We start from the raw sequence: 20,916 nt of genomic DNA on the forward strand, positions 1-20,916 counted from the left end.
CGGCACTTATTCATCCCTTACAAAGATGATCACAGGCATCGCGATGGCGGTGCACAGTCATGGGGGAGAAGAAGAAGTGAGCAGCATCAGCATGCGCAAGTCCACCCTGGTCGCCGTCGGAATCGCAGTCGCCGGCACCATGGCCCTGACGGGCTGCAAGAACGGGAACGAAGACGCGGCTTCGGCCACGCCGAACTCGTCCGCCCCCGCGGGCGCCCCGGCAAGCCCGTCGGCCGGCGGCTACAGCGAGGCCCCGGGCGGTGCGGCCAGCCCCTCCGCCGGCGGCTACAACGAGGGCGCGGGCGGCACGGGCGGTGCGGCCGGCGCCGCGGCGAAGCCGGGCCAGACCTTCAAGATCGGCGAGACCGCCACGGTCCCGTTCGACTCCGGCAACACCAAGGGCGGCACCATCGCCCTCACGGTGACGGCCGTCGAGCAGGGCAACCCCGCCGACCTGGCCCCGCTCAACCTCGGCGACAAGGTCAAGGGGATGGTCCCCTACTACATCCGCTACACGGTCAAGAACGTCGGCACCGTGGACCTGTCGTTCACCTCGGTGAGCCACATCAAGGGCCTCCTCCCGGACGGCAGCGAGGCGCAGGGCGTCTCGGTCATCGGCAAGTTCGAGAAGTGCAAGGAGGAGTCGCTGCCGAAGGGCTTCACCAACGGCCAGACGCAGCAGGAATGCGCCATCGCGCTGGCTCCGTCCGCGCAGACGAAGGTGGCCGGCGCCCAGTACTGGAACAACCCCTACATGAGCAAGGGCAAGGAGCTCAGCTGGAAGTGACGGGGCGGCCCATCAGGCCCTCCGCGTTCCCACCGCGAGCCCCTGCGACGGCACCCCGTCGCAGGGGCTCGCCCCTTGTCCCCGGCCCCTCCCCTCAGCGCATCACCTTGATGCCGAACCGGGCGCCGCCGAGCGCGAACTGGATCGCGCTGTGCATGTGGGAGTACATCTCCATGCCGCGCGAGCAGACGAGCGGGCCGAGATCGAGCACGTCCTGCCAGCCGTAGGCCCGCAGCAGGGCGGTGACCTCCGCCTTGGCGTCCTCGTGGTCGCCCGCGACGAACATCGTGTGGTCGCCGCCCGCCACGGCCCGCGGGTCGACGGCGGTCTGCTGCTCCTGGGTGACACACGCCTTGACCACCCTGACGGCGGGGAGGGCGCGCTGGATCCGCTCCCCCAGGCTGTCGTGGTCCACCGGGTCCAGGGCGGGCATCACCCCCCAGGGGGTGGGCCACGGGTGGGCCTGCTCGGGGTTGTAGACGAACGGGACGGCGTAGTCCATCAGGGTCTTGCCGGCCAGGTGGTCGCCGATCCCGCCGAGCACGCGCACCGCGTTGGCGCCGTCGATCCCGTTGATGACGAAGTCGGCCGCGGCCGCGGCCGCGGCGAAGTCCATGAGCTCGATGTCCGGGTAGTGGGCGGCCCACTGCCCGAAGGGATCGATGCCCATGAAGTCGGGTTCGGAGCGGCCGAGGGTGGCCCGGGTGTCCCGGGTGCCGACGTACACCCGGTGACCGAGCTCCAGCAGCCGGGCCGCGTGGGCGCGACCTCCACCGCCGGTGCCGAGAACTGCGACCTTCATGCGGATGCTCCGTTCTGCGCTGGCGGATCCCCGTACGCAGAGCCTCGCCAGGAACCCGCCCCGGCCGGCGGCGGACGCGCGGACCCGCCCCGAACGGGTCGCCCACCTGGCGGAGCCGGCCCCTGCACCCGGCCCCGCCACGGCACGCCCGCCCGCCCGCCGCGCCGGGGGGCGGACAATGGGGGCATGCCCGAAGGAGACAGCATCCGCCGCGTCGCGGACCGGCTGCACGCGGCCCTCGCCGGGAAGCCCCTCACCCGCAGCGACCTGCGCGTCCCCCGCTTCGCCACGGCCGACCTCACCGGCCGCCTGACCCTCGGCGTCACGCCCCGCGGCAAGCACCTCCTCACCCGCTTCGAGGGCGGCCTCACCCTGCACAGCCACCTCCGGATGGACGGCGCCTGGTACGTGTTCCCCGCGGGCGAGCGCTGGCGCGGCGGCCCCGCCCACGAGATCCGGGCGGTCCTCGGCAACGCCGACCACACCGCCGTCGGCTACCGCCTCCCCGTGCTGGAACTGATCCGCACCGCCGAGGAGGACCACGCCGTGGGCCACCTGGGCCCCGATCTCCTCGGCCCGGACTGGGATCCCGCCCTCGCCGCCGCGAACCTCCTCTCGGCCCCCGGGCGCCCCCTCGGCGAGGCCCTCCTGGACCAGCGCAACCTCGCCGGGATCGGCAACATCTACAAGGCCGAGCTCTGCTTCCTCGCCCAGGTCACCCCCTGGACCCCCGTCGGGGCCCTCCCCGACCCGGAAACCACGCTCCCCCGGCTGGCCGCCGCCGCGCAGCGGCTGCTCGCCGCGAACGTCGGCGACACCCACCGGCGCCGCAACACCACCGGCAGCCGCCGCCCCGGCCAGGAGCTGTTCGTGTACGGGCGCACGCACGCCCCCTGCCTGCGCTGCGGCACCCCCGTCCGCGAGGCCCCGCAGGACGGCCGGCCCACGTACTGGTGCCCGAACTGCCAATCCGGCCCCACCACCTAGTTGACGCACCGTCAGATCCCCTCGTACGGTCCCGGCATGCCCACACCCACAGCCTCGTACGACCTCACCGGCCGCACCGCCCTGGTCACCGGCGCCGCCAGCGGCATAGGCCGCGCCACCGCCGCCCTCCTCGCCGGGGCGGGCGCGCACGTGCACTGCGCGGACCGCGACGAGGAGGGCCTCGCCGAAACGGCCGCCCTCGTCGCCGAGGCCGGCGGCGCGGCCACCGTCCACCCCCTCGACGTCACCGACCGGGCGGCCCTGCGCGCGGCCGTCGCCGCGGCCGGCCCGCTCGACATCGCCGCCGCGATCGCCGGGATCATGCACAGCAGCAGCGTCCTGGAGACGGCCGACGAGGACCTCGACCGGGTCCTCGACATCAACTTCAAGGGGGTCCTGCGCACCTGCCAGGAGGCCGCCCGCGCCATGATCGCGGCAGGCCGGCCCGGTTCCATCGTCACCATGGCCTCCGGCGCCGTGGACGCCGCCCAGCCCGGCCTGCTCTGCTACAGCGCCGCCAAGGCGGCGGTGGTCCAGCTGACGAAGACCCTCGCCACCGAGGCCGGCCCGCACGGGATCCGGGTCAACGCGGTCGCGCCCGGATGGATCCGCACACCGATGACCGGCCGGCACAGCCCCGAGGTGCAGGAGCAGACCGAGGCGGTGATGGTCCGCATGTCCCCGCTGCGCCGGGTCGGCGAGCCCGAGGACATCGCCCAGGCCGTGCTCTACCTGGCGTCGGACGCCTCGTCCTTCATGACGGGCCAGATCCTTCGCCCGAACGGTGGAGTGTCGATGCCGTGGTAGCGGCCCCGGGGAAGGCTCCGGCCGCCGCGCCGGACCCGTCGGCCGGCCGCCGCCGAGCCCTCCGCACCGGGCGCGGTACACAGTGCACCGGCAGCAGGCCCAGCCCCCAGCCGCCCACGGCCACGGCGCCCTCGACGGGCCCGGCCTGCCCCGGTGCGAGCACCAGCCGCAGCACGGCCCACCACCACAGCAGCCCCACTGCGAGGGCCAACGCCACAGGCAGTCGCGGTAACCGCCGCACGGCTGCCTCCCAGGGGCCGGGACCCGGACGGCCCCATCCTCCCGCACCCCCCGCGAGCCCGCACCCAGAACGGCCGGGAGCCCCGGCCGGTGCTCCACGCACCGGCCGGGGCTCCGGCCACACTCACGAACCGACGTGCTCGCTCACGCGGCTACGACATTCACCGCTTCCGCAGGCGCCTTGATGGTCACCCGCTCCGGACCCGTGACCGAGGTCATGGAAACCGAATTGAGCATCGGGCGTACCGGCACACTCACCGGTTCGCTTGCCGCGGCCGACTGTGCCAGCTCGGCCAGCGACAGTTCATCGCTGACTTCGCGCATCAGCTCGGACATCCGTACGTCCAACGCGTCGCAGATCGCGGAGAGCAGCTCGGAGGATGCCTCCTTCTGCCCCCGCTCCACCTCGGAGAGATAGCCGAGCGAAACTCGGGCCGACGAGGAGACTTCGCGCAGAGTACGGCCCTGGCGCTGGCGCTGCCGACGCAGCACGTCACCCAGCAGGCGACGGAGCAGAATCATCGGTGGCTCCCTCCTCTGACCGTGTAGCCGCATCCTTCACGCCCCACCGTACCGCCTCGCGCCGCGGCCGTGCGGGGAGCGATGTCGTGTTCACTCAGGGCTGCAAACATCAAATCCCCCCGTTCTGTTCCGTATCCTGCCTCCGCGCATTCTCACGGAGTTGGCTCGAAAGAAGTTCGAGCACTGTGCGTGCACTCTCCCTACGGATTTCCGCACGGGAGCCGTTCAACCTCAGCCGGGCCGATTTCCTGACCGCCGGGCCGTCCACGGCGACGAAGACGGTGCCCACCGGCTGCCCGTCCTGCGGGTCGGGACCGGCCACTCCGGTGGTCGCGATCCCCCACGAAGCACCGAGCACGCGCCGCACCCCGGCCGCCATCTCCTCCGCGACCTGCGCGTTCACCGCACCTTCGGCCGCAAGCAGCCCCGCGTCCACTCCCAGGACGACGTGCTTGAGCTCGGTGGCGTACGCGGTGACCGAGCCGCGGAAGGACCGGGAGGCCCCGGGGACGGCCGTGAGCTCGGCGGCCACCATGCCGCCGGTCAGGGACTCGGCCACGGCGAGGGTCTCGTCACTCTCCGCGAGCAGCCGCAACACGTCCGTCGCCACCGCGACGGCGCTCGCACCGGATTCCGCCCCCACGGAATTCCCGGCGCTCTCCCCCGTCACCCCTGTCACGCCGCGGCCCGCTCCGCCGCGAGACCCTTGCGGCGCAGTACGACCGCCTGCCTGATGTAGTCCAAACCGGTGAGGACGGTCAGCACCACGGCGAGCGCCATCACCCAGAAGCGCATGGTCGCCAGTGCCCCGGTCAGCGCGAGCACGTACATGCCCACGGCCGTGCCCTGGGCCAGGGTCTTCATCTTGCCGCCCCGGCTGGCCGGAATCACTCCGTAGCGGATCACCCAGAAGCGCATCAGCGTGATCCCGAGCTCACGGCCCAGGATCACCCCGGTCACCCACCAGGGCAGGTCTCCCAGCCACGACAGGCAGATCAGCGCCGACCCCATGATCGCCTTGTCGGCGATCGGGTCGGCGATCTTGCCGAAGTCCGTGACCAGGTTGTACGTCCGGGCCAGGTGCCCGTCGAAGATGTCCGTGATCATGGCGACGGCGAACGCCGCCCACGCCCACGCCCGCCAGGCGGGGTCGTACCCGCCGTCGGCCAGCAGCAGGAGGACGAACCCCGGCACGAGGACGAGCCTGATCATCGTCAGGATGTTGGCGATGTTCCACAGGCTGGCCTGATTCACGGCCGCCGCCCCCAGCTTCGCGCCGGGCGCGGGCCGGCGGCCGGTCCCGCCCGCCGCAGATGCCGGGACTCCGGTCATCCGGCCGCCTCCTCGAGTTCCATGCCCAGCGGCTCGGCGACGAGGTCCACACCCAGGGTGCCGACCACCTTCGCCGTGACGATGCGCCCGGGGACCAGGCCCGTGCTGTCCGTGAAGACGACCTGGCCGTCGGTCTCCGGCGCCTGGTGCGCGGCCCGCCCGTAGGCCCCGACCTCGTCCTCGTCGTCCCCGCCGACGGGGTCGACGGACTCGACGAGCACTTCCAGGGTCTCTCCGATCCGCTCCTCCGCGCGCTGCGAGGTGAGCTCCTCGGCGAGCCGCTGCATGTGCGCGAGACGCTCGGCGATCGTGTCCTCGTCCAGCTTGTTCTCGTACCCGACGGCCTCGGTGCCGTCCTCGTCCGAGTAGCCGAAGACGCCGATGGCGTCGAGGCGGGCGTGGGTGAGGAAACGCTCCAGCTCGGCGAAGTCGCCTTCCGTCTCTCCGGGGAAGCCGACGATGAAGTTGGACCGGACGCCGGCCAGCGGGGCCTTGGAGCGGATGGTGTCCAGCAGCTCCAGGAAGCGGTCGGTGTCACCGAAGCGGCGCATGGCGCGCAGCACGTCGGGGGCGGAGTGCTGGAAGGACAGGTCGAAGTACGGCACGACCTTGGGGGTCGAGGTCAGTACGTCGATCAGGCCCGGGCGCATCTCGGCGGGCTGGAGGTAGCTGACGCGGACGCGCTCGATGCCGTCCACCTCGGCGAGCTCGGGCAGCAGGGTCTCCAGCAGGCGGATGTCGCCGAGGTCCTTGCCGTACGAGGTGTTGTTCTCGGAGACCAGCATGATCTCCTTGACGCCCTGCTCGGCGAGCCAGCGCGTCTCGCCCAGCACGTCGCTGGGGCGGCGGGAGATGAACGAGCCGCGGAAGGACGGGATGGCGCAGAAGGAGCAGCGCCGGTCGCAGCCGGAGGCCAGCTTGACCGAGGCCACGGGGCTCTTGTCCAGGCGGCGGCGCAGCGGCGCGCGCGGCCCGGAGGCGGGCGCGAGGCCCTCGGGGAGGTCCGAGGGGGCGGCCGCAGGCTCCTGGGCGTGGCCGGGCAGGGCCACGGCGGTGTCCTGGCGCTCCGCCGGGCTGATCGGCAGCAGCTTGCGCCGGTCGCGCGGGGTGTGGGCCTCGACGCTGCCACCGTTGAGGATGGTCTGGAGGCGGTTGGAGATGTCGGCGTAGTCGTCGAAACCGAGGACTCCGTCGGCCTCGGGGAGCGCTTCGGCGAGTTCCTTGCCGTAGCGCTCGGCCATACAGCCGACGGCGACGACGGCCTGGGTCTTGCCGTGATCCTTGAGATCGTTGGCTTCCAGGAGGGCGTCTACGGAGTCCTTCTTGGCGGCTTCGACGAAGCCGCAGGTGTTGACGACGGCTACGTCCGCATCGGCGGCGTCCTCGACGAGCTCCCAGCCATCCGCCGCCAAGCGGCCTGCGAGCTCCTCCGAGTCCACCTCGTTACGGGCGCAGCCAAGAGTGACAAGGGCGACGGTACGGCGTTCGGGCATGGACTCAAGACTACTTCGTCCCGGCGCCGACCCCCGCCCCAAGTCCCCTTACATCAAGATCCCCGGGGCGCGGAAGGGCACCCCGGGGATCCGGATCAAAGCATTCCGCCCTAGGGCGGACCGGGCTCAGCCCGCCTGGGGCTGATTCTGGAGCGGGTCCTGCTTGGTGTATGTGAGACGTTCCACCTGTCCCGGCTGGAAGTCGTCCTTGATCTCCTTGCCGTTCACGAACAGCTTCACGGCCCCGGCGTCGCCGAGCACGAGGTCGACGGACTCCTTGTCCGTGAAGGTCTTCGACTCGCCCTGCGCGAGGGTGCCGTCGAAGAGCAGCCGGCCGCTGTGGTCCTTCGCGGAGATCCAGCTCTCGCCCGTCTCGGCAGTCAGGACGACCGTGACGAGGTCCTTCGGGGCCGCCGCGATGGCGCTGTCCGAAGGCTCCGGCTTGGGCGCCTGCGGGGCCTGGGGGGTCTGCTGGGGCTGCGCGGCGGGCTTTCCGCCGCTCTGCTTGGGTGCGGGCTTCGGTGAGGCGGAACCTTCCGCCACCGGCCGCTTGCCCTTCTCGTCGCCGCCGCTGAAAGCGGTGAAGCCGACGAAGCCGATCACGGCGACGATGGCGGCGACCATGGCGGCGGTCCAGTTGGGCCGCTGCCGCTCGGGGCGGATCCGCTCGGCTTCGAACATCGGCGCGGCGGGGGTGGGTGCCGGCCGGCCGCCGTGGGCCGCGTCGTAGCTCTCGATCAGGGGTGCCGGATCGAGGTGCACGGCGCGGGCGAGCGTACGGATGTGACCGCGGGCGTAGACGTCGCCGCCGCACCGCGTGAAGTCGTCCTCTTCGATGGCGTGCACGATCGGGATGCGCACGCGGGTGGTGGAACTGACCTCGTCGACTGTCAGCCCGGCGGCGATCCGGGCCTTCTTGAGGGCCGTCCCGATGGACGGTCCTTCGACGACGGGTTCGACGATGCGGTCCTCGGACCGGTCGTCGGTCGAAGGCCGCTTCTCTTCGGGGGAGTTGGAGTTGCCGATGGACACGAGGGCGCCTTTCGAGCGTGTAGCCACCTGCTGGATGTCCAGTCTAGGGGGGTTACGAAAGGGTGGAGCAACCGGAGGGTGCACTTCCTACGCCATCCGAATGGCGAGGGAAGCTCCCCTCCGTTCAACTTGACGCGGGCCCAAGGGAAACGGTTGCCCCGGGTTTGCTTACGGTCCGGTCTCGCCGCGGATGACGGCGAGCACGGCGTCCAGCTCGTCCGCCTTGAGCAGGACGTCGCGCGCTTTCGAACCCTCGCTCGGGCCGACGATCCCGCGCGATTCCATCAGGTCCATGAGCCGGCCGGCCTTGGCGAAACCCACCCGCAGCTTGCGCTGGAGCATCGAGGTGGAACCGAACTGGGTCGAGACCACCAGCTCCGCCGCCTGGCACAGCAGGTCCAGGTCGTCGCCGATGTCCTCGTCGATCTCCTTCTTCTGCTTCTGCCCGACGGTGACGTCGTCGCGGAAGACGGGCGCCATCTGGTCCTTGCAGTGCTGCACGATCCCGGCGATCTCGTCCTCGGTGACGAAGGCGCCCTGCAGGCGGACGGGCTTGTTCGCGCCCATCGGCAGGAACAGGCCGTCGCCCTTGCCGATGAGCTTCTCCGCGCCCGGCTGGTCGAGGATGACCCGGCTGTCGGCGAGCGAGGAGGTCGCGAAGGCGAGCCTCGAGGGCACGTTCGCCTTGATCAGACCGGTCACCACGTCCACCGAGGGCCGCTGGGTGGCGAGCACCAGGTGGATGCCGGCCGCGCGGGCCAGCTGGGTGATGCGGACGATCGAGTCCTCGACGTCGCGCGGGGCCACCATCATCAGGTCGGCGAGCTCGTCGACGATCACCAGCAGGTACGGGTAGGGGCTGAGCTCGCGCTCGCTGCCCGGCGGCAGCTTGATCTTGCCGTCCCGGATCGCCTGGTTGAAGTCGTCGATGTGCCGGTAGCCGAAGGCCGCCAGGTCGTCGTAGCGCAGGTCCATCTCGCGCACGACCCACTGGAGGGCCTCGGCGGCCCGCTTGGGGTTGGTGATGATCGGCGTGATGAGGTGCGGGATGCCCTCGTACGCCGTCAGCTCCACCCGCTTGGGGTCGACGAGGACCATCCGCACGTCCTCCGGCGTGGCCCGCACCATGATCGAGGTGATCAGGCAGTTGATGCAGGAGGACTTGCCGGAGCCGGTGGCGCCGGCGACCAGCACGTGCGGCATCTTCGCGAGGTTGGCCATGACGTAGCCGCCCTCGACGTCCTTGCCGAGCGCCACCAGCATCGGATGGTCGTCCTCGGCCGCGTCCGCGAGGCGCAGTACGTCGCCGAGGTTGACCATCTCCCGGTCGGTGTTCGGGATCTCGATGCCGACCGCCGACTTGCCCGGGATCGGGCTGATGATCCGGACGTCCGGCGAGGCCACCGCGTAGGCGATGTTCTTCGTCAGCGCGGTGATCCGCTCGACCTTGACCGCCGCGCCCAGGGTGACCTCGTACCGGGTGACGGTCGGGCCCCGGGTGAAGCCGGTGACGTCCGCGTCGACCTTGAACTCGGTGAAGACGTTGCGCAGCGAGGCGACGACCGCGTCGTTGGCGGCGCTGCGGGTCTTGCCTGGCCCGCCCTTCTCCAGCAGGTCCAGCGAGGGCAGGGAGTACGTGATGTCGCCGCGCAGCTGGAGCTGCTCGGCCCGCGGCGGCAGCGGCTGCGTCTCGGGCGGGGCCTTGGTCAGGTCGGGAACCGACAGCGTCCCGGAGGCCGCGGCGGTGGTGGCGTGCGGCTGCCCGGCGGGCTCGGCCTCCGGTACGGGGCGCTCCTCGCGGGCGGGCGGCACGGGAGCGGTGACCTCCGCGCCCTCCCGCTCGGGCGTGATCCCCTGGGTGAGGTCGGCGACGAGGGGCGAGGGCGGCATCCCGCCGTAGACCACGCCGTCCAGCGCCGCGGCGGCCGCCGCGGCCACGTCCACGGCGTCCATCTCCCGCTCCATGGACGGCCGGGCCCTGCGCGGGCGCCGGCGCCGGGCCAGCGCCTCCTCCTCGGCGGCGTCCACGGGGTCGCCCGAGCCGTCGGCCCCGCCCGTACGGGCCCGCCACTGCTCGGCGTCGTGCCGGTCGCGCCGGGCCGCCGGAGCGCCGCCCTCCTGCTCCCCGTAGGCCTCGTCGTACTCGTTCGGGGCGATGATCCCGAGCCTGATGCCGAGCCGGCGCAGCCGCTGGGGGATCGCGTTGACCGGGGTCGCGGTGACCACGAGCAGCCCGAAGACGGTGAGCAGCACCAGCATGGGCACGGCCAGCGGCGCGCCCATGGTGAAGATCAGCGGCTTCGAGGCGCCCCAGCCGATGAGTCCGCCCGCGTTCTGCATGGCGGTGGTGCCCTCGTCGCGGCCGGGGGCGCCGCAGGCGATGTGGACCAGGCCGAGGACGCCGATGACGAGGGCGGAGAGGCCGATGCCGATGCGGCCGTTGGCGTCGGTCTGCTCGGGGTGGCGGATGAAACGTACCGCCATCACGCCGAGCAGGATCGGCACGAGCAGGTCCAGCCGCCCGAAGGCGCCCGTGACCAGCATGGTGACCAGGTCCCCGACGGGCCCGCTCAGGTTCGACCAGGTTCCGGCGGCGACGATCAGCGCGAGGGCGAGCAGCAGCAGTGCCACGCCGTCCTTGCGGTGGGCGGGGTCGAGGTTCTTCGCCCCCTGGCCGATCCCGCGGAAGACCGCGCCGACCGCGTGCGCGCAGCCGAGCCAGACGGCGCGCACCAGCCGCACCACACCCCCGGTCGGGGAGGGCGCGGGCTTGGCCGCGGCCTTCTTGACCGGGGCGCGCTTGGCGGCCGCGGCCTTCTTGGCGGGCGGCTTGCGCGCGGGAGCCGCCTTCTTCGCCGGCGCCGTCGTACGACCGGTGCGGCTCTTCGCGGTGCCCGCGGTGCTCTGGGAACCCTTGCCGGACGTACTTGAGGCCATGGGCCCGAGGTTACCGGTGCGCGCGCCGGTGGACACGCGTGCCCACCCCTTCACCCGTTCGTGTCGCGTGCCCCGCAGGCCCTTTGACGCCCCACCACACCTGACGAAGCCTCAGCCCTCCTCCGGGGGCGGCTTCGCGGATGCCGGGCGCCCGTCGGCGCCGCTGCTTCCGCAACCCGCCCGCACCCGGCTCCGGACCGGGCCGCAGCGGCAGCAGCGTCCCGGAGTCGCACTCAGCCCTGCGCGGGCAGCACCGCTCCGCCGGTACCGGGCTCCAGCGCATCCAGGGCCCGCCGCAGCCCGGTGAGCTTGCGCTCCAGGTGCGCCGCGGTCGCCACCACGCCCGCATCGGCCGAATCCTCGCCGAGCTGCTTGGTCAGCGCCTCGGCCTGCTCCTCGACCGCCGCGAGCCGCGCGGAGAGCTCGGCCAGCAGTCCGGCCGTCTCCTTGCTGCCGTCGCCGTTGGAACCGCCGCCCTCCAACTGGAGCCGCAGCAGCCCGGCCTGCTCCCGCAGCTTGCAGTTCTTGGTGTACAGCTCCACGAAGACCGAGACCTTGGCGCGCAGCACCCACGGGTCGAAGGGCTTGGAGATGTAGTCGACCGCACCGGCCGCGTAGCCGCGGAACGTGTGGTGCGGACCGTGGTTGATCGCGGTGAGGAAGATGATCGGGATGTCCCGGGTCCGTTCCCGCCGCTTGATGTGCGCGGCCGTTTCGAATCCGTCCATTCCCGGCATCTGCACATCCAGCAGGATGACCGCGAAATCGTCCGTCAGCAGCGCTTTGAGCGCTTCCTCCCCCGACGACGCCCGGACCAGTGTCTGATCGAGCGCGGAGAGGATGGCCTCCAACGCCAGCAGATTCTCCGGCCGGTCGTCGACCAGGAGGATCTTGGCCTTCTGCACCATGCCCTGTCCTCCTCGCCCCGGCATGGGGCCTCCCCGGCTCAAGGCTCCGGCCTGTCCGCCGGGCCCCGCCCCAGAGGACGGCATCCTTACGCCGTCCGTCCTTGTGCCGGTCATCGTAGCCCCAGTCCCGAGATCGCCACACCCTGTCACCAAGATGTCACTGTGCACGATGCGGAAACGTGGCGGGAGGGCAGAAGGTTCCCCCTGCGCCTCCCGATCACGTCCGCGCTGTCGATCACTTTCCGCGCATGTGCCCTTCCATGACCGACAGTAGGTAGTCGGGCTCGACCGGCTTGGTGACGTAGTCGGACGCACCCGACTCGATGGCCTTCTCCCGGTCGCCCTTCATCGCCTTGGCGGTGAGCGCGATGATGGGCAGCCCCTCGAACTGCGGCATCTGCCGGATCGCGGCCGTCGTCGCGTACCCGTCCATCTCCGGCATCATGATGTCCATCAGCACCACGGCCACGTCGTCGTGCTGCTCCAGGACCTCGATGCCCTCCCGGCCGTTCTCGGCGTAGAGGACCGCCAGGCCGTGCTGCTCCAGCACGCTGGTCAGCGCGAAGACGTTGCGGACGTCGTCGTCCACGATGAGCACCCGCTCGCCCCGGAAGTCGTACGCCCGCGGCGGGACCGGGAGCGCCTCCTCCACGCCCCACGCATCGGCGTCGGGCTGGCCGGGCACCTCCGTACGCGGCAGCGGCTCGGGAAGGCTCTTGCGGCGCCGCCGGAACAGCGCCGAGGAGCCCTGCCCCGCCGGCTCCGCGGCCGGCAGCCCCGGCCGCGCGTACTGCGCCTGCGCCACCGGTACGGGCACGGACGCGGCCGGGGCCTGCGGCAGCGCGGGCCGCACCCCGTCGGCCGGCCTGCGGTACAGCTCGCCGCGGGCGCCGCCGGGCGTGGGCGGTGCGTACCCCTGCGGGGGCAGCTCGCTCGGGTGCAGCGGCAGGTACAGCGTGAAGGTGGAGCCGCGGCCGGGCTCGCTGGCCGCGTGGATCTCCCCGCCGAGCAGCCGGGCGATCTCCCGGCTGATCGACAGGCCCAGGCCCGTACCGCCGTACTTGCGGCTGGTCGTGCCGTCGGCCTGCTTGAACGCCTCGAAGATCACCAGCATCTTGCTCGCGGCGATCCCGATCCCGGTGTCGGTCACCGAGAAGGCGATCAGGTCGGCGTCCGCCTCCCGCAGCGAACCGGCCTCCAGCAGCTGCTCGCGGATCGCCGTCGGCACGTCGGACCCGGCGGGCCTGATGACCAGCTCCACCGCCCCGGTGTCGGTGAACTTCACCGCGTTCGACAGCAGGTTGCGCAGCACCTGCAACAGCCGCTGCTCGTCCGTGTGCAGGGTCGCCGGCAGCTCCGGCGAGACCCGGACCGAGAAGTCCAGGCCCTTCTCCGCGGTCAGCGGCCGGAAGGTCGCCTCCACGTAGTCCACCAGCTGCACCAGGGCGATCCGGGTCGGCGAGACGTCCATCTTCCCGGCCTCGACCTTCGAGAGGTCGAGGATGTCGTTGATCAGCTGGAGCAGGTCGGAGCCGGCGCCGTGGATGGTCTCGGCGAACTCCACCTGCTTCGGCGAGAGGTTCTCGTCCGCGTTGTCGGCGAGCAGCTTCGCCAGGATCAGCAGCGAGTTGAGCGGGGTGCGCAGCTCGTGCGACATGTTCGCCAGGAACTCGGACTTGTAGCGCATCGAGACCGCGAGCTGCTCGGCACGCTCCTCCAGGACCTGCCGGGCCTCCTCGATCTCGGTGTTCTTCACCTCGATGTCGCGGTTCTGCCGGGCCAGCAGCTCGGCCTTCTCCTCCAGCTCCGCGTTGGCGGCCTGCAGGGCCTTCTGCCGGTTCTCCAGCTCGTCGGAGCGCTCGCGCAGCTGCTCGGTCATCTCCTGCGACTGCTTGAGCAGCATCTCCGTCTTGGAGTTGACGCTGATGGTGTTGACGCTCGTGCCGATCATCTCGGCGATCTGGCTGAGGAAGTCCTTCTGGATCTGCGTGAACGGGGTGAAGGACGCGAGCTCGATGACGCCGAGCAGCTTCCCCTCGAACAGCACCGGCAGCACGATCACGTGCGCCGGCGGCGCCTCGCCGAGCCCGGAGGAGATCTTCAGGTAGCCGGGCGGGGTGTTCTCGACGAGGATCGTCCGCTTCTCCTCGGCGACCGTGCCGATCAGCCCCTCCCCCGGCCGGAAGGAGGTGGGCATCTGGCCCCCGGCGTACGCGTAGCTCCCGCGCATCCGCAGCTCGTACGAGCCGTCCGCGCCGCCCTCCGTCCCGATCTCGGTGCTCCCGCCGGCGGGCAGCGCCAGGAAGAAGGCGCCGTGCTGCGCGGAGACCACCGGGGTCAGCTCGCTCATGATCAGCGAGGCCACGTCGTCGAGCTCCCGGCGGCCCTGCATCAGGGCGGAGATCCGGGCGAGGTTGCCCTTGAGCCAGTCCTGCTCCTTGTTGGCCAGGGTGGTGTCGCGCAGGTTGACGATCATCGTGTTGATGTTGTCCTGGAGGACCTGGATCTCGCCCGCCGCGTCCACGTCGACCTTCAGGCTCAGGTCGCCGCGGGTCACCGCGGTCGCGACGGCCGCGATCGCGCGCACCTGCCGGGTCAGGTTCCCGGCCATCTCGTTCACCGATTCCGTCAGGTCCCGCCAGGTGCCGTCGACGTCCCGGACGCGGGCCTGGCCGCCCAGGATGCCCTCCGTGCCCACCTCGCGGGCCACCCGGGTCACCTGGTCGGCGAAGGAGGACAGCTGGTCGACCATCGTGTTGATGGTGGTCTTCAGCTCCAGGATCTCGCCGCGGGCGTCGATGTCGATCTTCTTGGTCATGTCGCCCTTGGCGATGGCGGTCGTGACCATGGCGATCTGCCGCACCTGACCGGTGAGGTTGGAGGCCATGAAGTTCACCGAGTCGGTGAGGTCCTTCCAGGTCCCCGAGACGCCCGGCACGTGCGCCTGCCCGCCGAGGATGCCCTCGGTACCCACCTCGCGGGCCACGCGCGTGACCTCGTCCGCGAAGGAGGACAGGGTCTTCACCATCGTGTTGACCGTGTCGGCGAGCTGCGCGACCTCGCCGCGCGCCTCGACGGTGACCTTCTTCGTCAGGTCGCCGTTGGCCACCGCGGAGGAGACCTGCGAGATGTTGCGCACCTGCGAGGTCAGGTTGTTGGCCATCAGGTTGACGTTGTCGGTCAGGTCCTTCCAGATGCCGGTCACCCCGCGCACCCGCGCCTGACCGCCGAGGATGCCCTCGGAACCCACCTCGCGGGCCACCCTGGTCACCTGCTCCGCGAAGCTCGACAGCTGGTCCACCATCGTGTTGACGGTGGTCACCAGCTCCAGGATCTCGCCCTTGGCGTCAACCGTGATCTTCTTCGACAGATCGCCCGTGGCCACGGCGGTCGTCACCTCGGCGATGTTGCGCACCTGCGAGGTCAGGTTGTTCGCCATGAAGTTGACGGACTGGGTGAGGTCCTTCCAGGTACCGGAGACGCCCTTGACCTCCGCCTGGCCGCCGAGGATGCCCTCGGTGCCCACCTCGCGGGCCACCCTGGTCACCTGCTCCGCGAAGCTCGAGAGCTGGTCCACCATCGTGTTGAGGGTGTTCTTCAGCTCCAGGATCTCGCCGCGCGCATCCACGTCGATCTTCTGCGACAGGTCACCGCGCGCCACCGCGGTGGCGACCTGGGCGATGTTGCGGACCTGCGAGGTCAGGTTCCCGGCCATGCCGTTCACCGAGTCCGTCAGGTCACGCCATACGCCGGCCACGCCGGGCACCTGCGCCTGACCGCCGAGACGGCCTTCCGTACCCACGTCCCGGGCCACCCGGGTCACCTGCTCCGCGAAGGCCGAGAGCTGGTCGACCATCGTGTTGATGGTGTTCTTCAGCTCCAGGATCTCGCCGCGCGCGTCCACGTCGATCTTCTGGGACAGGTCACCGCGCGCCACGGCCGTGGTGACCTGGGCGATCTGCCGCACCTGGGAGGTCAGGTTGCCGGCCATGAAGTTGACGGAGTCGGTGAGCTCCTTCCACGTGCCGGACACCCCCTCGACCCTGGCCTGTCCGCCGAGGCGGCCTTCCGTGCCCACGTCCCGCGCCATCCGCGTGACCTGGTCGGCGAAGGAGGACAGCTGGTCCACCATCGTGTTGACGGTGTTCTTCAGCTGGAGCATCTCGCCGGAGACGTCCACGGTGACCTTCTGCGACAGGTCGCCGTTGGCCACCGCCGTCGTCACCTGGGCGATGTTGCGGACCTGCCCGGTGAGGTTGCGGAAGGCGGTGTTCACCGAGTCGGTGAGGTCCTTCCACGTACCCGCCGCACCCGGCACCTGCGCCTGGCCGCCCAGTTCGCCCTCGACACCGACCTCACGGGCCACGCGCGTCACTTCGGCACCGAAGGACTGGAGCTGGTCCACCATCGTGTTGACGGTGTTCTTCAACTCCAGCATCTCGCCGGCCACGTTGACCGTGACCTTCTGCGACAGGTCGCCGTTGGCCACCGCCGTCGTCACCTGCGCGATGTCCCGCACCTGCGTGGTCAGGTTGCGGAAGACCGTGTTCACCGAGTCGGTGAGGTCCTTCCACGTACCCGCCGCACCCGGCACCTGCGCCTGGCCGCCGAGCAGGCCCTTGGCGCCGACCTCGCTCGCCACGCGCGTGACCTCGTCCGCGAACGTCCGCAGCGTCTCGGTCATCTGGTTGATCGTTTCGGCCAGCTGCGCGACCTCGCCGCGCGCGCTCACCCGTACCTTCTGCGACAGGTCGCCGTTCGCGACCGCCGTCGTCACCTGCGCGATGCCGCGCACCTGGGCCGTCAGGTTGCCGGCCATGGTGTTGACGGAGTCGGTCAGGTCCTTCCACACGCCCGCGACCCCGGGCACCTTCGCCTGGCCGCCCAGCTCGCCCTCCGTGCCCACCTCGCGGGCGACGCGGGTCACCTCGGAGGAGAAGGAGGACAGCTGGTCCACCATCGTGTTGACGGTGTTCTTCAGCTGCAGCATCTCGCCGGCCACGTGCACCGTGACCTTGCGCGACAGATCGCCCTTGGCGACCGCCGTCGTGACGAGGGCGATGTCACGCACCTGAGCGGTGAGCCGGTACGCCATCGTGTTGACGGAGTCGGTCAGATCCTTCCAGGAACCGGACATTCCGCGCACCTGGGCCTGACCGCCGAGCTTGCCCTCGGTGCCCACCTCCAGCGCCACGCGCGTCACCTCGTCGGTGAACGCGGACAGCTGGTCGACCAGGTTGTTGACGGTACGCCCGACCTTCAGGAACTCCCCTCGCAGGGGATGCCCCACCCCCTCGGGTGCCTGCGTGCGCAGGTCCATCCGCTGGTCCAGATCGCCCTCGGCCACCGCCGACAGCACCCGGCCCACCTCGGACACCGGCCGCGCCAGGTCGTCCACCAGCTGGTTCGAGGCGTCGATCGCGGCCGCCCAGGAGCCCTCGCAGGCGCCCGTTTCCAGCCGTTCGCTGAGCTTGCCCTCGCGGCCCACCATCCGCCGGACCCGGGAGAGCTCCCCCGTCAGGTGCAGATTGCGGTCGGCGACCTCGTTGTAGACGGCGGCGATCTCCGCCATCACGCCTTCGCCGGACACCGTCAGCCGCTTGCGGAAGTTCCCGTCCCGCATCGACACCAGGGCCGTGAGCAGCCGGTTCAGAGCGGCGGTATCGACTTCGGTCGTGTCGCCACGCCGCGGACGCCCGCCCTTCGGCCGCGTCCCTGTACGCCGCACCGCTGCGCCAGACTCCACCGTGTCCCTCCCGAAAGGGTCGACCGCCGTTCCACCGGACACCTGACTCCTCACGAGCCGGTTCCGCAAGCCTGCCCAGTGTTTCACCCCGGCCGAACCCGGCCATAACACTTCGGCACCATCGCATACCCGCCGTACCCTCCGGGTGGATTCCCGGACGGAGGCACCATGCCGACCGCGAAGGTAAGTAACCTGGCACTCGATGTCCAACCGCGTCGAAGGAGACTCGTGATCACGGCACGGGCGGCTGCCAGTTTCGATCCCCTCGGGCGATCCGTCGCCGCCGCTCGCGCGTTCGTCCGCGACACGCTGCAGGGATGGGGCTTCGCGGACATCGTCGACGACGCGGTGGTCCTCACCAGTGAGCTCGTCACCAACGCCGTGGTCCACGCCGGAACCCGGGCCGAGGTCCTGTGCCTGCGCTCCGGGGACGGCGTGCGCGTCGAGGTCGCCGACCGCTACCCGGAGCGGGAGCTCCCGCTCCAGCACCCCGGCGAGCGCCCGTACGCCGACCCCGACCGCGAGAGCGGCCGGGGCCTGATGCTGTGCGCCGCCCTCGCCACGCGCTGGGGCGTCGAGTACACGGCCACCCACAAACACGTGTGGTTCCGCCTCGACCTCCCGGACCGGCCGGTCGGTACCCGCTCCGCGGGCCCGGTCGTACCCGACCGGCTGCTCCCCCTCGCCGACAGCCGGGTCCGCGTGGCCGTCCTCCAGATCGACGCCGCCGACTGCATCAGCGCCTGGAACGAGGACGCCGAGCACATCTTCGGCTACCCGGCCGAGAAGACCGTGGGCCGCCCGCTCGCCGAGCTCGCCGCCTGGCCGCAGACCCCCGGCACCGGGACCGGCATCGCCGAGGCCCTGCGCCTGTCGCGCTGGGAGGGCAGCTACGGGCTCCGCGGCGCGGACGGCCGCGTCATCCCCGTCTACGCCTCCCACCTGCGGGTCCGCGACGCCCACGGTGAGCCGTCCATCGTCTGCCTCCTCGTCCACGACGACGAGCGCGCCCTGCTCCAGACCCCGGTGCGCACCCCCGCCGCCGACAGCGGCCAGCTCACCGAGCCCCGCCCCGTGGACCCGTTCGAGGTCTTCATCGGCTCTCCCGCCCCCGACGACCTCGACGCCCTTCTCCAGCGCACCGTCGAGCGGGCCCGCGACCTCCTCGACGCCGACGCGGCCTTCCTCCTCCTCGCGACGGACGACGAGACGGAACTCGAGGTCCGCGCGACCACGGGGCTGCCCTCGACGCGCCAGCGGTTCGCCCGCGTCCCCGTCGAGGCCGGAACCAACCGGTACGGCTCCGCCCGCATGCCCGCCGTCCACGACGACCTCGCCGTCGTCCCCGGGGCCGTGCCGCTCCTGGAGTCGACCGGCATGCGCTCCGCGGTCACCGTCCCCCTCAAGGTCGAAGGCCGGCTCACCGGCTCCCTCGGCGTGGCCGCCGAGATCCCGGGCCGCTACACCAACGAAGAGGCCCTGCGCCTCCAGTTCGCCGCCGACCGCATCGCCCTCGCCGTCGAATCCGCCCGCCTCGGCGAACTGGAACGCCTGCGGCGCGGCTCCCTGTCCTTCCTCGTCGAGGCCTCCGACCTGCTGGCCGGCACCCTCGACCGGGACCAGACCCTGGCCCTGATGGCCCAGATGACCGTCCCGACCCTCGCCACCTGGTGCGCCGTCTACACCATCGCCGACCAGTCCTCCGAGCCGTACCTCTCGTACGTGCTCCACGAGGACGAGGAACGCATCGACGCCCTCAAGGCCCTGCTCTCCCGGGTCAGCCCGCCCGAACCGGTCCGCGAGGCCGGCGCCCGCCCCTGGCCGGAAACCTCCCTCGCCGTAGGCGGCGAGACCGTCGTTCTCCCGCTCCTCGCCCGCAACCGCGTCATCGGACTGCTCACCCTCGGCAAGCCCTCCGAGGAGCACTTCCGCCAGGAGATCCTCGAACTCGCCGAGGACCTCTCCCGCCGGGCCGCCCTCGCCCTGGACAACGCCCGCCTCTACTCCGAGCGCACCGCGATCAGCCGCTCCCTCCAGCGCAGCCTGCTGCCGCCCGGCTCCCCCGCGATCCCCGGCATGGACGTCGAGGTCATCTACCGCGCGGCCGGCGAGGGCAACGAGGTGGGCGGCGACTTCTACGACGTCTTCCCGATCCGCGACGGCGCGTACGGCTTCGCCATCGGAGACGTCTGCGGGACGGGGCCCGAAGCGGCCGCCGTCACCGGCCTCGCCCGGCACGCCCTGCGCCTCCTGGCCCGCGAGGGCCTCGGCGGCCCGGCCGTCCTCCAGCGCCTCAACGCGGCCATCCTCGACGAGGGCGCCCGCAGCCGCTTCCTCACGCTCCTCTACGGCGAACTGCACCCCCAGCCGGACGGCGGGGCCCTGATGAAGGTCGTCTGCGCGGGCCACCCGCTCCCGCTGCGCCTGCGCCCGAACGGTGAGGTCCTCGCAGCCGCCGAGCCCCAGCCGCTGCTGGGCGTCATCGACGACCTCGACCTCTACGAGCAGACGCTGACCCTCGACCCGGGCGACGTACTGCTGTGCGTCACGGACGGGGTGACGGAACGCCGCGAGGGCTCCCGCATGCTCGGCGACGACGGCCTCACCGAGGTCCTCACCACCTGCACGGGCCTCACCGCGGGCGCGGTCGCCTCCCGGGTCCTGCGCGCCGTGGAACGCTTCGCGGCCGAACCTGCCTCGGACGACATGGCCATCCTCGCCTTCCGGGTCCCCCACCAGCGCACGGGCGACTGATCACCGCCGCGGAAGCCGCGGCGACACGATCATGAACGACGGTTCGGCCATCCCCGTGGCCCAGGGGGGCCCGGTGGCATCGCCGGCACCCGGCTCGGCGCTCTCCGGTGCGCAACCCGACTCGAAGACCACGGGGGGCTGCACGGCCGGCGAAGACGTGGATCGGGCACCGGCACCGTGCTCGAGCGTCGTCACGAGCCGCAGGACGAAGCGTCGGATCCATGCGATGTTCGCGTTCACGGTCATGAGAGGGTCCTTCCTCGGGTCGAGGAGCTCGGGCTCCCGTGAACCCATTGCGCCTCGAGGCGCGACCCTGGTCATGGCCCGGAAAGTCGGGACTTGACAGACACCACAAACGCAGAAAGGCCCCCGCCACAAGGCGGGGGCCTTTCTCATGGAGCCCTTTAACGGAATCGAACCGTTGACCTTCTCCTTACCATGGAGACGCTCTACCGACTGAGCTAAAAGGGCGGGTTGTTCGGCGGCGTCCTACTCTCCCACAGGGTCCCCCCTGCAGTACCATCGGCGCTGAAAGGCTTAGCTTCCGGGTTCGGAATGTAACCGGGCGT

14 protein-coding genes, 1 tRNA gene and 1 rRNA gene are annotated in these 20,916 nt (G+C 71.3%); 4 read left to right on the forward strand and 12 right to left on the reverse strand.

Annotated features, from left to right (window positions below):
- Nucleotides 1-76: 76 nt before the first annotated feature.
- On the forward strand, nt 77-787 hold the full coding sequence (locus ACIGFK_RS31240) for a hypothetical protein (RefSeq protein WP_376659194.1): 711 nt from the start codon (nt 77-79) through the stop codon (nt 785-787).
- A gap of 94 nt (nt 788-881) precedes the next feature.
- On the opposite strand, the gene ACIGFK_RS31245 is transcribed toward ACIGFK_RS31240, so the two are convergent.
- The gene (locus ACIGFK_RS31245) at nt 882-1,589 is read right to left on the reverse strand and encodes an NADPH-dependent F420 reductase (RefSeq protein ID WP_376659195.1); all 708 of its coding nucleotides are present in this window, start codon (nt 1,587-1,589) and stop codon (nt 882-884) included.
- Between the two features lie 186 nt (nt 1,590-1,775).
- Here ACIGFK_RS31245 and ACIGFK_RS31250 point away from each other — a divergent pair, with 186 nt between their 5' ends.
- Entirely contained in the window at nt 1,776-2,576 is an 801-nt protein-coding gene (locus tag ACIGFK_RS31250; RefSeq protein WP_376659196.1) for an Fpg/Nei family DNA glycosylase, read from the forward strand.
- A gap of 36 nt (nt 2,577-2,612) precedes the next feature.
- Nucleotides 2,613-3,383 (forward strand): SDR family NAD(P)-dependent oxidoreductase, encoded by a 771-nt coding sequence (locus tag ACIGFK_RS31255; protein WP_376659197.1) that lies wholly within the window; start codon nt 2,613-2,615, stop codon nt 3,381-3,383.
- Between the two features lie 384 nt (nt 3,384-3,767).
- On the opposite strand, the gene ACIGFK_RS31260 is transcribed toward ACIGFK_RS31255, so the two are convergent.
- The 8 genes from ACIGFK_RS31260 to ACIGFK_RS31295 form a co-directional block, all read right to left on the reverse strand.
- Complete coding sequence (locus tag ACIGFK_RS31260; protein WP_150259817.1) at nt 3,768-4,145, reverse strand: helix-turn-helix domain-containing protein; 378 nt, start codon at nt 4,143-4,145, stop codon at nt 3,768-3,770.
- Nucleotides 4,146-4,254: 109 nt separating this feature from the next.
- A complete protein-coding gene (locus ACIGFK_RS31265) occupies nt 4,255-4,788 on the reverse strand; it encodes a CinA family protein (protein ID WP_376660633.1) in 534 nt (177 codons plus the stop codon).
- 32 nt (nt 4,789-4,820) lie between these two features.
- Nucleotides 4,821-5,477, reverse strand: a complete 657-nt coding sequence (gene pgsA, locus ACIGFK_RS31270; RefSeq protein WP_376660632.1) for a CDP-diacylglycerol--glycerol-3-phosphate 3-phosphatidyltransferase — start codon at nt 5,475-5,477, stop codon at nt 4,821-4,823.
- The gene (rimO, locus tag ACIGFK_RS31275; RefSeq protein WP_376660631.1) at nt 5,474-6,970 is read right to left on the reverse strand and encodes a 30S ribosomal protein S12 methylthiotransferase RimO; all 1,497 of its coding nucleotides are present in this window, start codon (nt 6,968-6,970) and stop codon (nt 5,474-5,476) included. Before rimO ends, pgsA begins: the two co-directional genes overlap by 4 nt.
- Before the next feature lie 126 nt (nt 6,971-7,096).
- Nucleotides 7,097-8,002, reverse strand: coding sequence for a helix-turn-helix domain-containing protein (locus ACIGFK_RS31280; protein WP_376660630.1), 906 nt, complete (start codon nt 8,000-8,002; stop codon nt 7,097-7,099).
- A gap of 168 nt (nt 8,003-8,170) precedes the next feature.
- Nucleotides 8,171-10,939, reverse strand: a complete 2,769-nt coding sequence (locus ACIGFK_RS31285) for a DNA translocase FtsK (RefSeq protein WP_376660629.1) — start codon at nt 10,937-10,939, stop codon at nt 8,171-8,173.
- Nucleotides 10,940-11,172: 233 nt separating this feature from the next.
- Entirely contained in the window at nt 11,173-11,847 is a 675-nt protein-coding gene (locus ACIGFK_RS31290; RefSeq protein WP_376660628.1) for a two-component system response regulator, read from the reverse strand.
- A 235-nt stretch (nt 11,848-12,082) separates the two neighbouring features.
- The gene (locus ACIGFK_RS31295) at nt 12,083-17,593 is read right to left on the reverse strand and encodes a HAMP domain-containing protein (RefSeq protein ID WP_376660627.1); all 5,511 of its coding nucleotides are present in this window, start codon (nt 17,591-17,593) and stop codon (nt 12,083-12,085) included.
- A 168-nt stretch (nt 17,594-17,761) separates the two neighbouring features.
- Between ACIGFK_RS31295 and ACIGFK_RS31300 the strand changes: the two genes are divergently transcribed.
- Nucleotides 17,762-20,347: a SpoIIE family protein phosphatase gene (locus ACIGFK_RS31300; RefSeq protein ID WP_400054517.1), complete on the forward strand. Its 2,586-nt coding sequence runs from the start codon at nt 17,762-17,764 to the stop codon at nt 20,345-20,347.
- Here ACIGFK_RS31300 and ACIGFK_RS31305 read toward each other — a convergent pair whose 3' ends face one another.
- The 3 genes from ACIGFK_RS31305 to rrf form a co-directional block, all read right to left on the reverse strand.
- Nucleotides 20,348-20,593, reverse strand: a complete 246-nt coding sequence (locus tag ACIGFK_RS31305; RefSeq protein WP_376660625.1) for a hypothetical protein — start codon at nt 20,591-20,593, stop codon at nt 20,348-20,350.
- Nucleotides 20,594-20,742: 149 nt separating this feature from the next.
- A tRNA-Thr gene (locus ACIGFK_RS31310) sits at nt 20,743-20,818 on the reverse strand.
- A 5-nt stretch (nt 20,819-20,823) separates the two neighbouring features.
- Nucleotides 20,824-20,916, reverse strand: a 5S ribosomal RNA gene (gene rrf / locus ACIGFK_RS31315); the annotation flags it as partial.

It is taken from the genome of Streptomyces sp. NPDC085524, from assembly GCF_044541755.1.
Classification (GTDB): Bacteria; Actinomycetota; Actinomycetes; order Streptomycetales; family Streptomycetaceae; genus Streptomyces.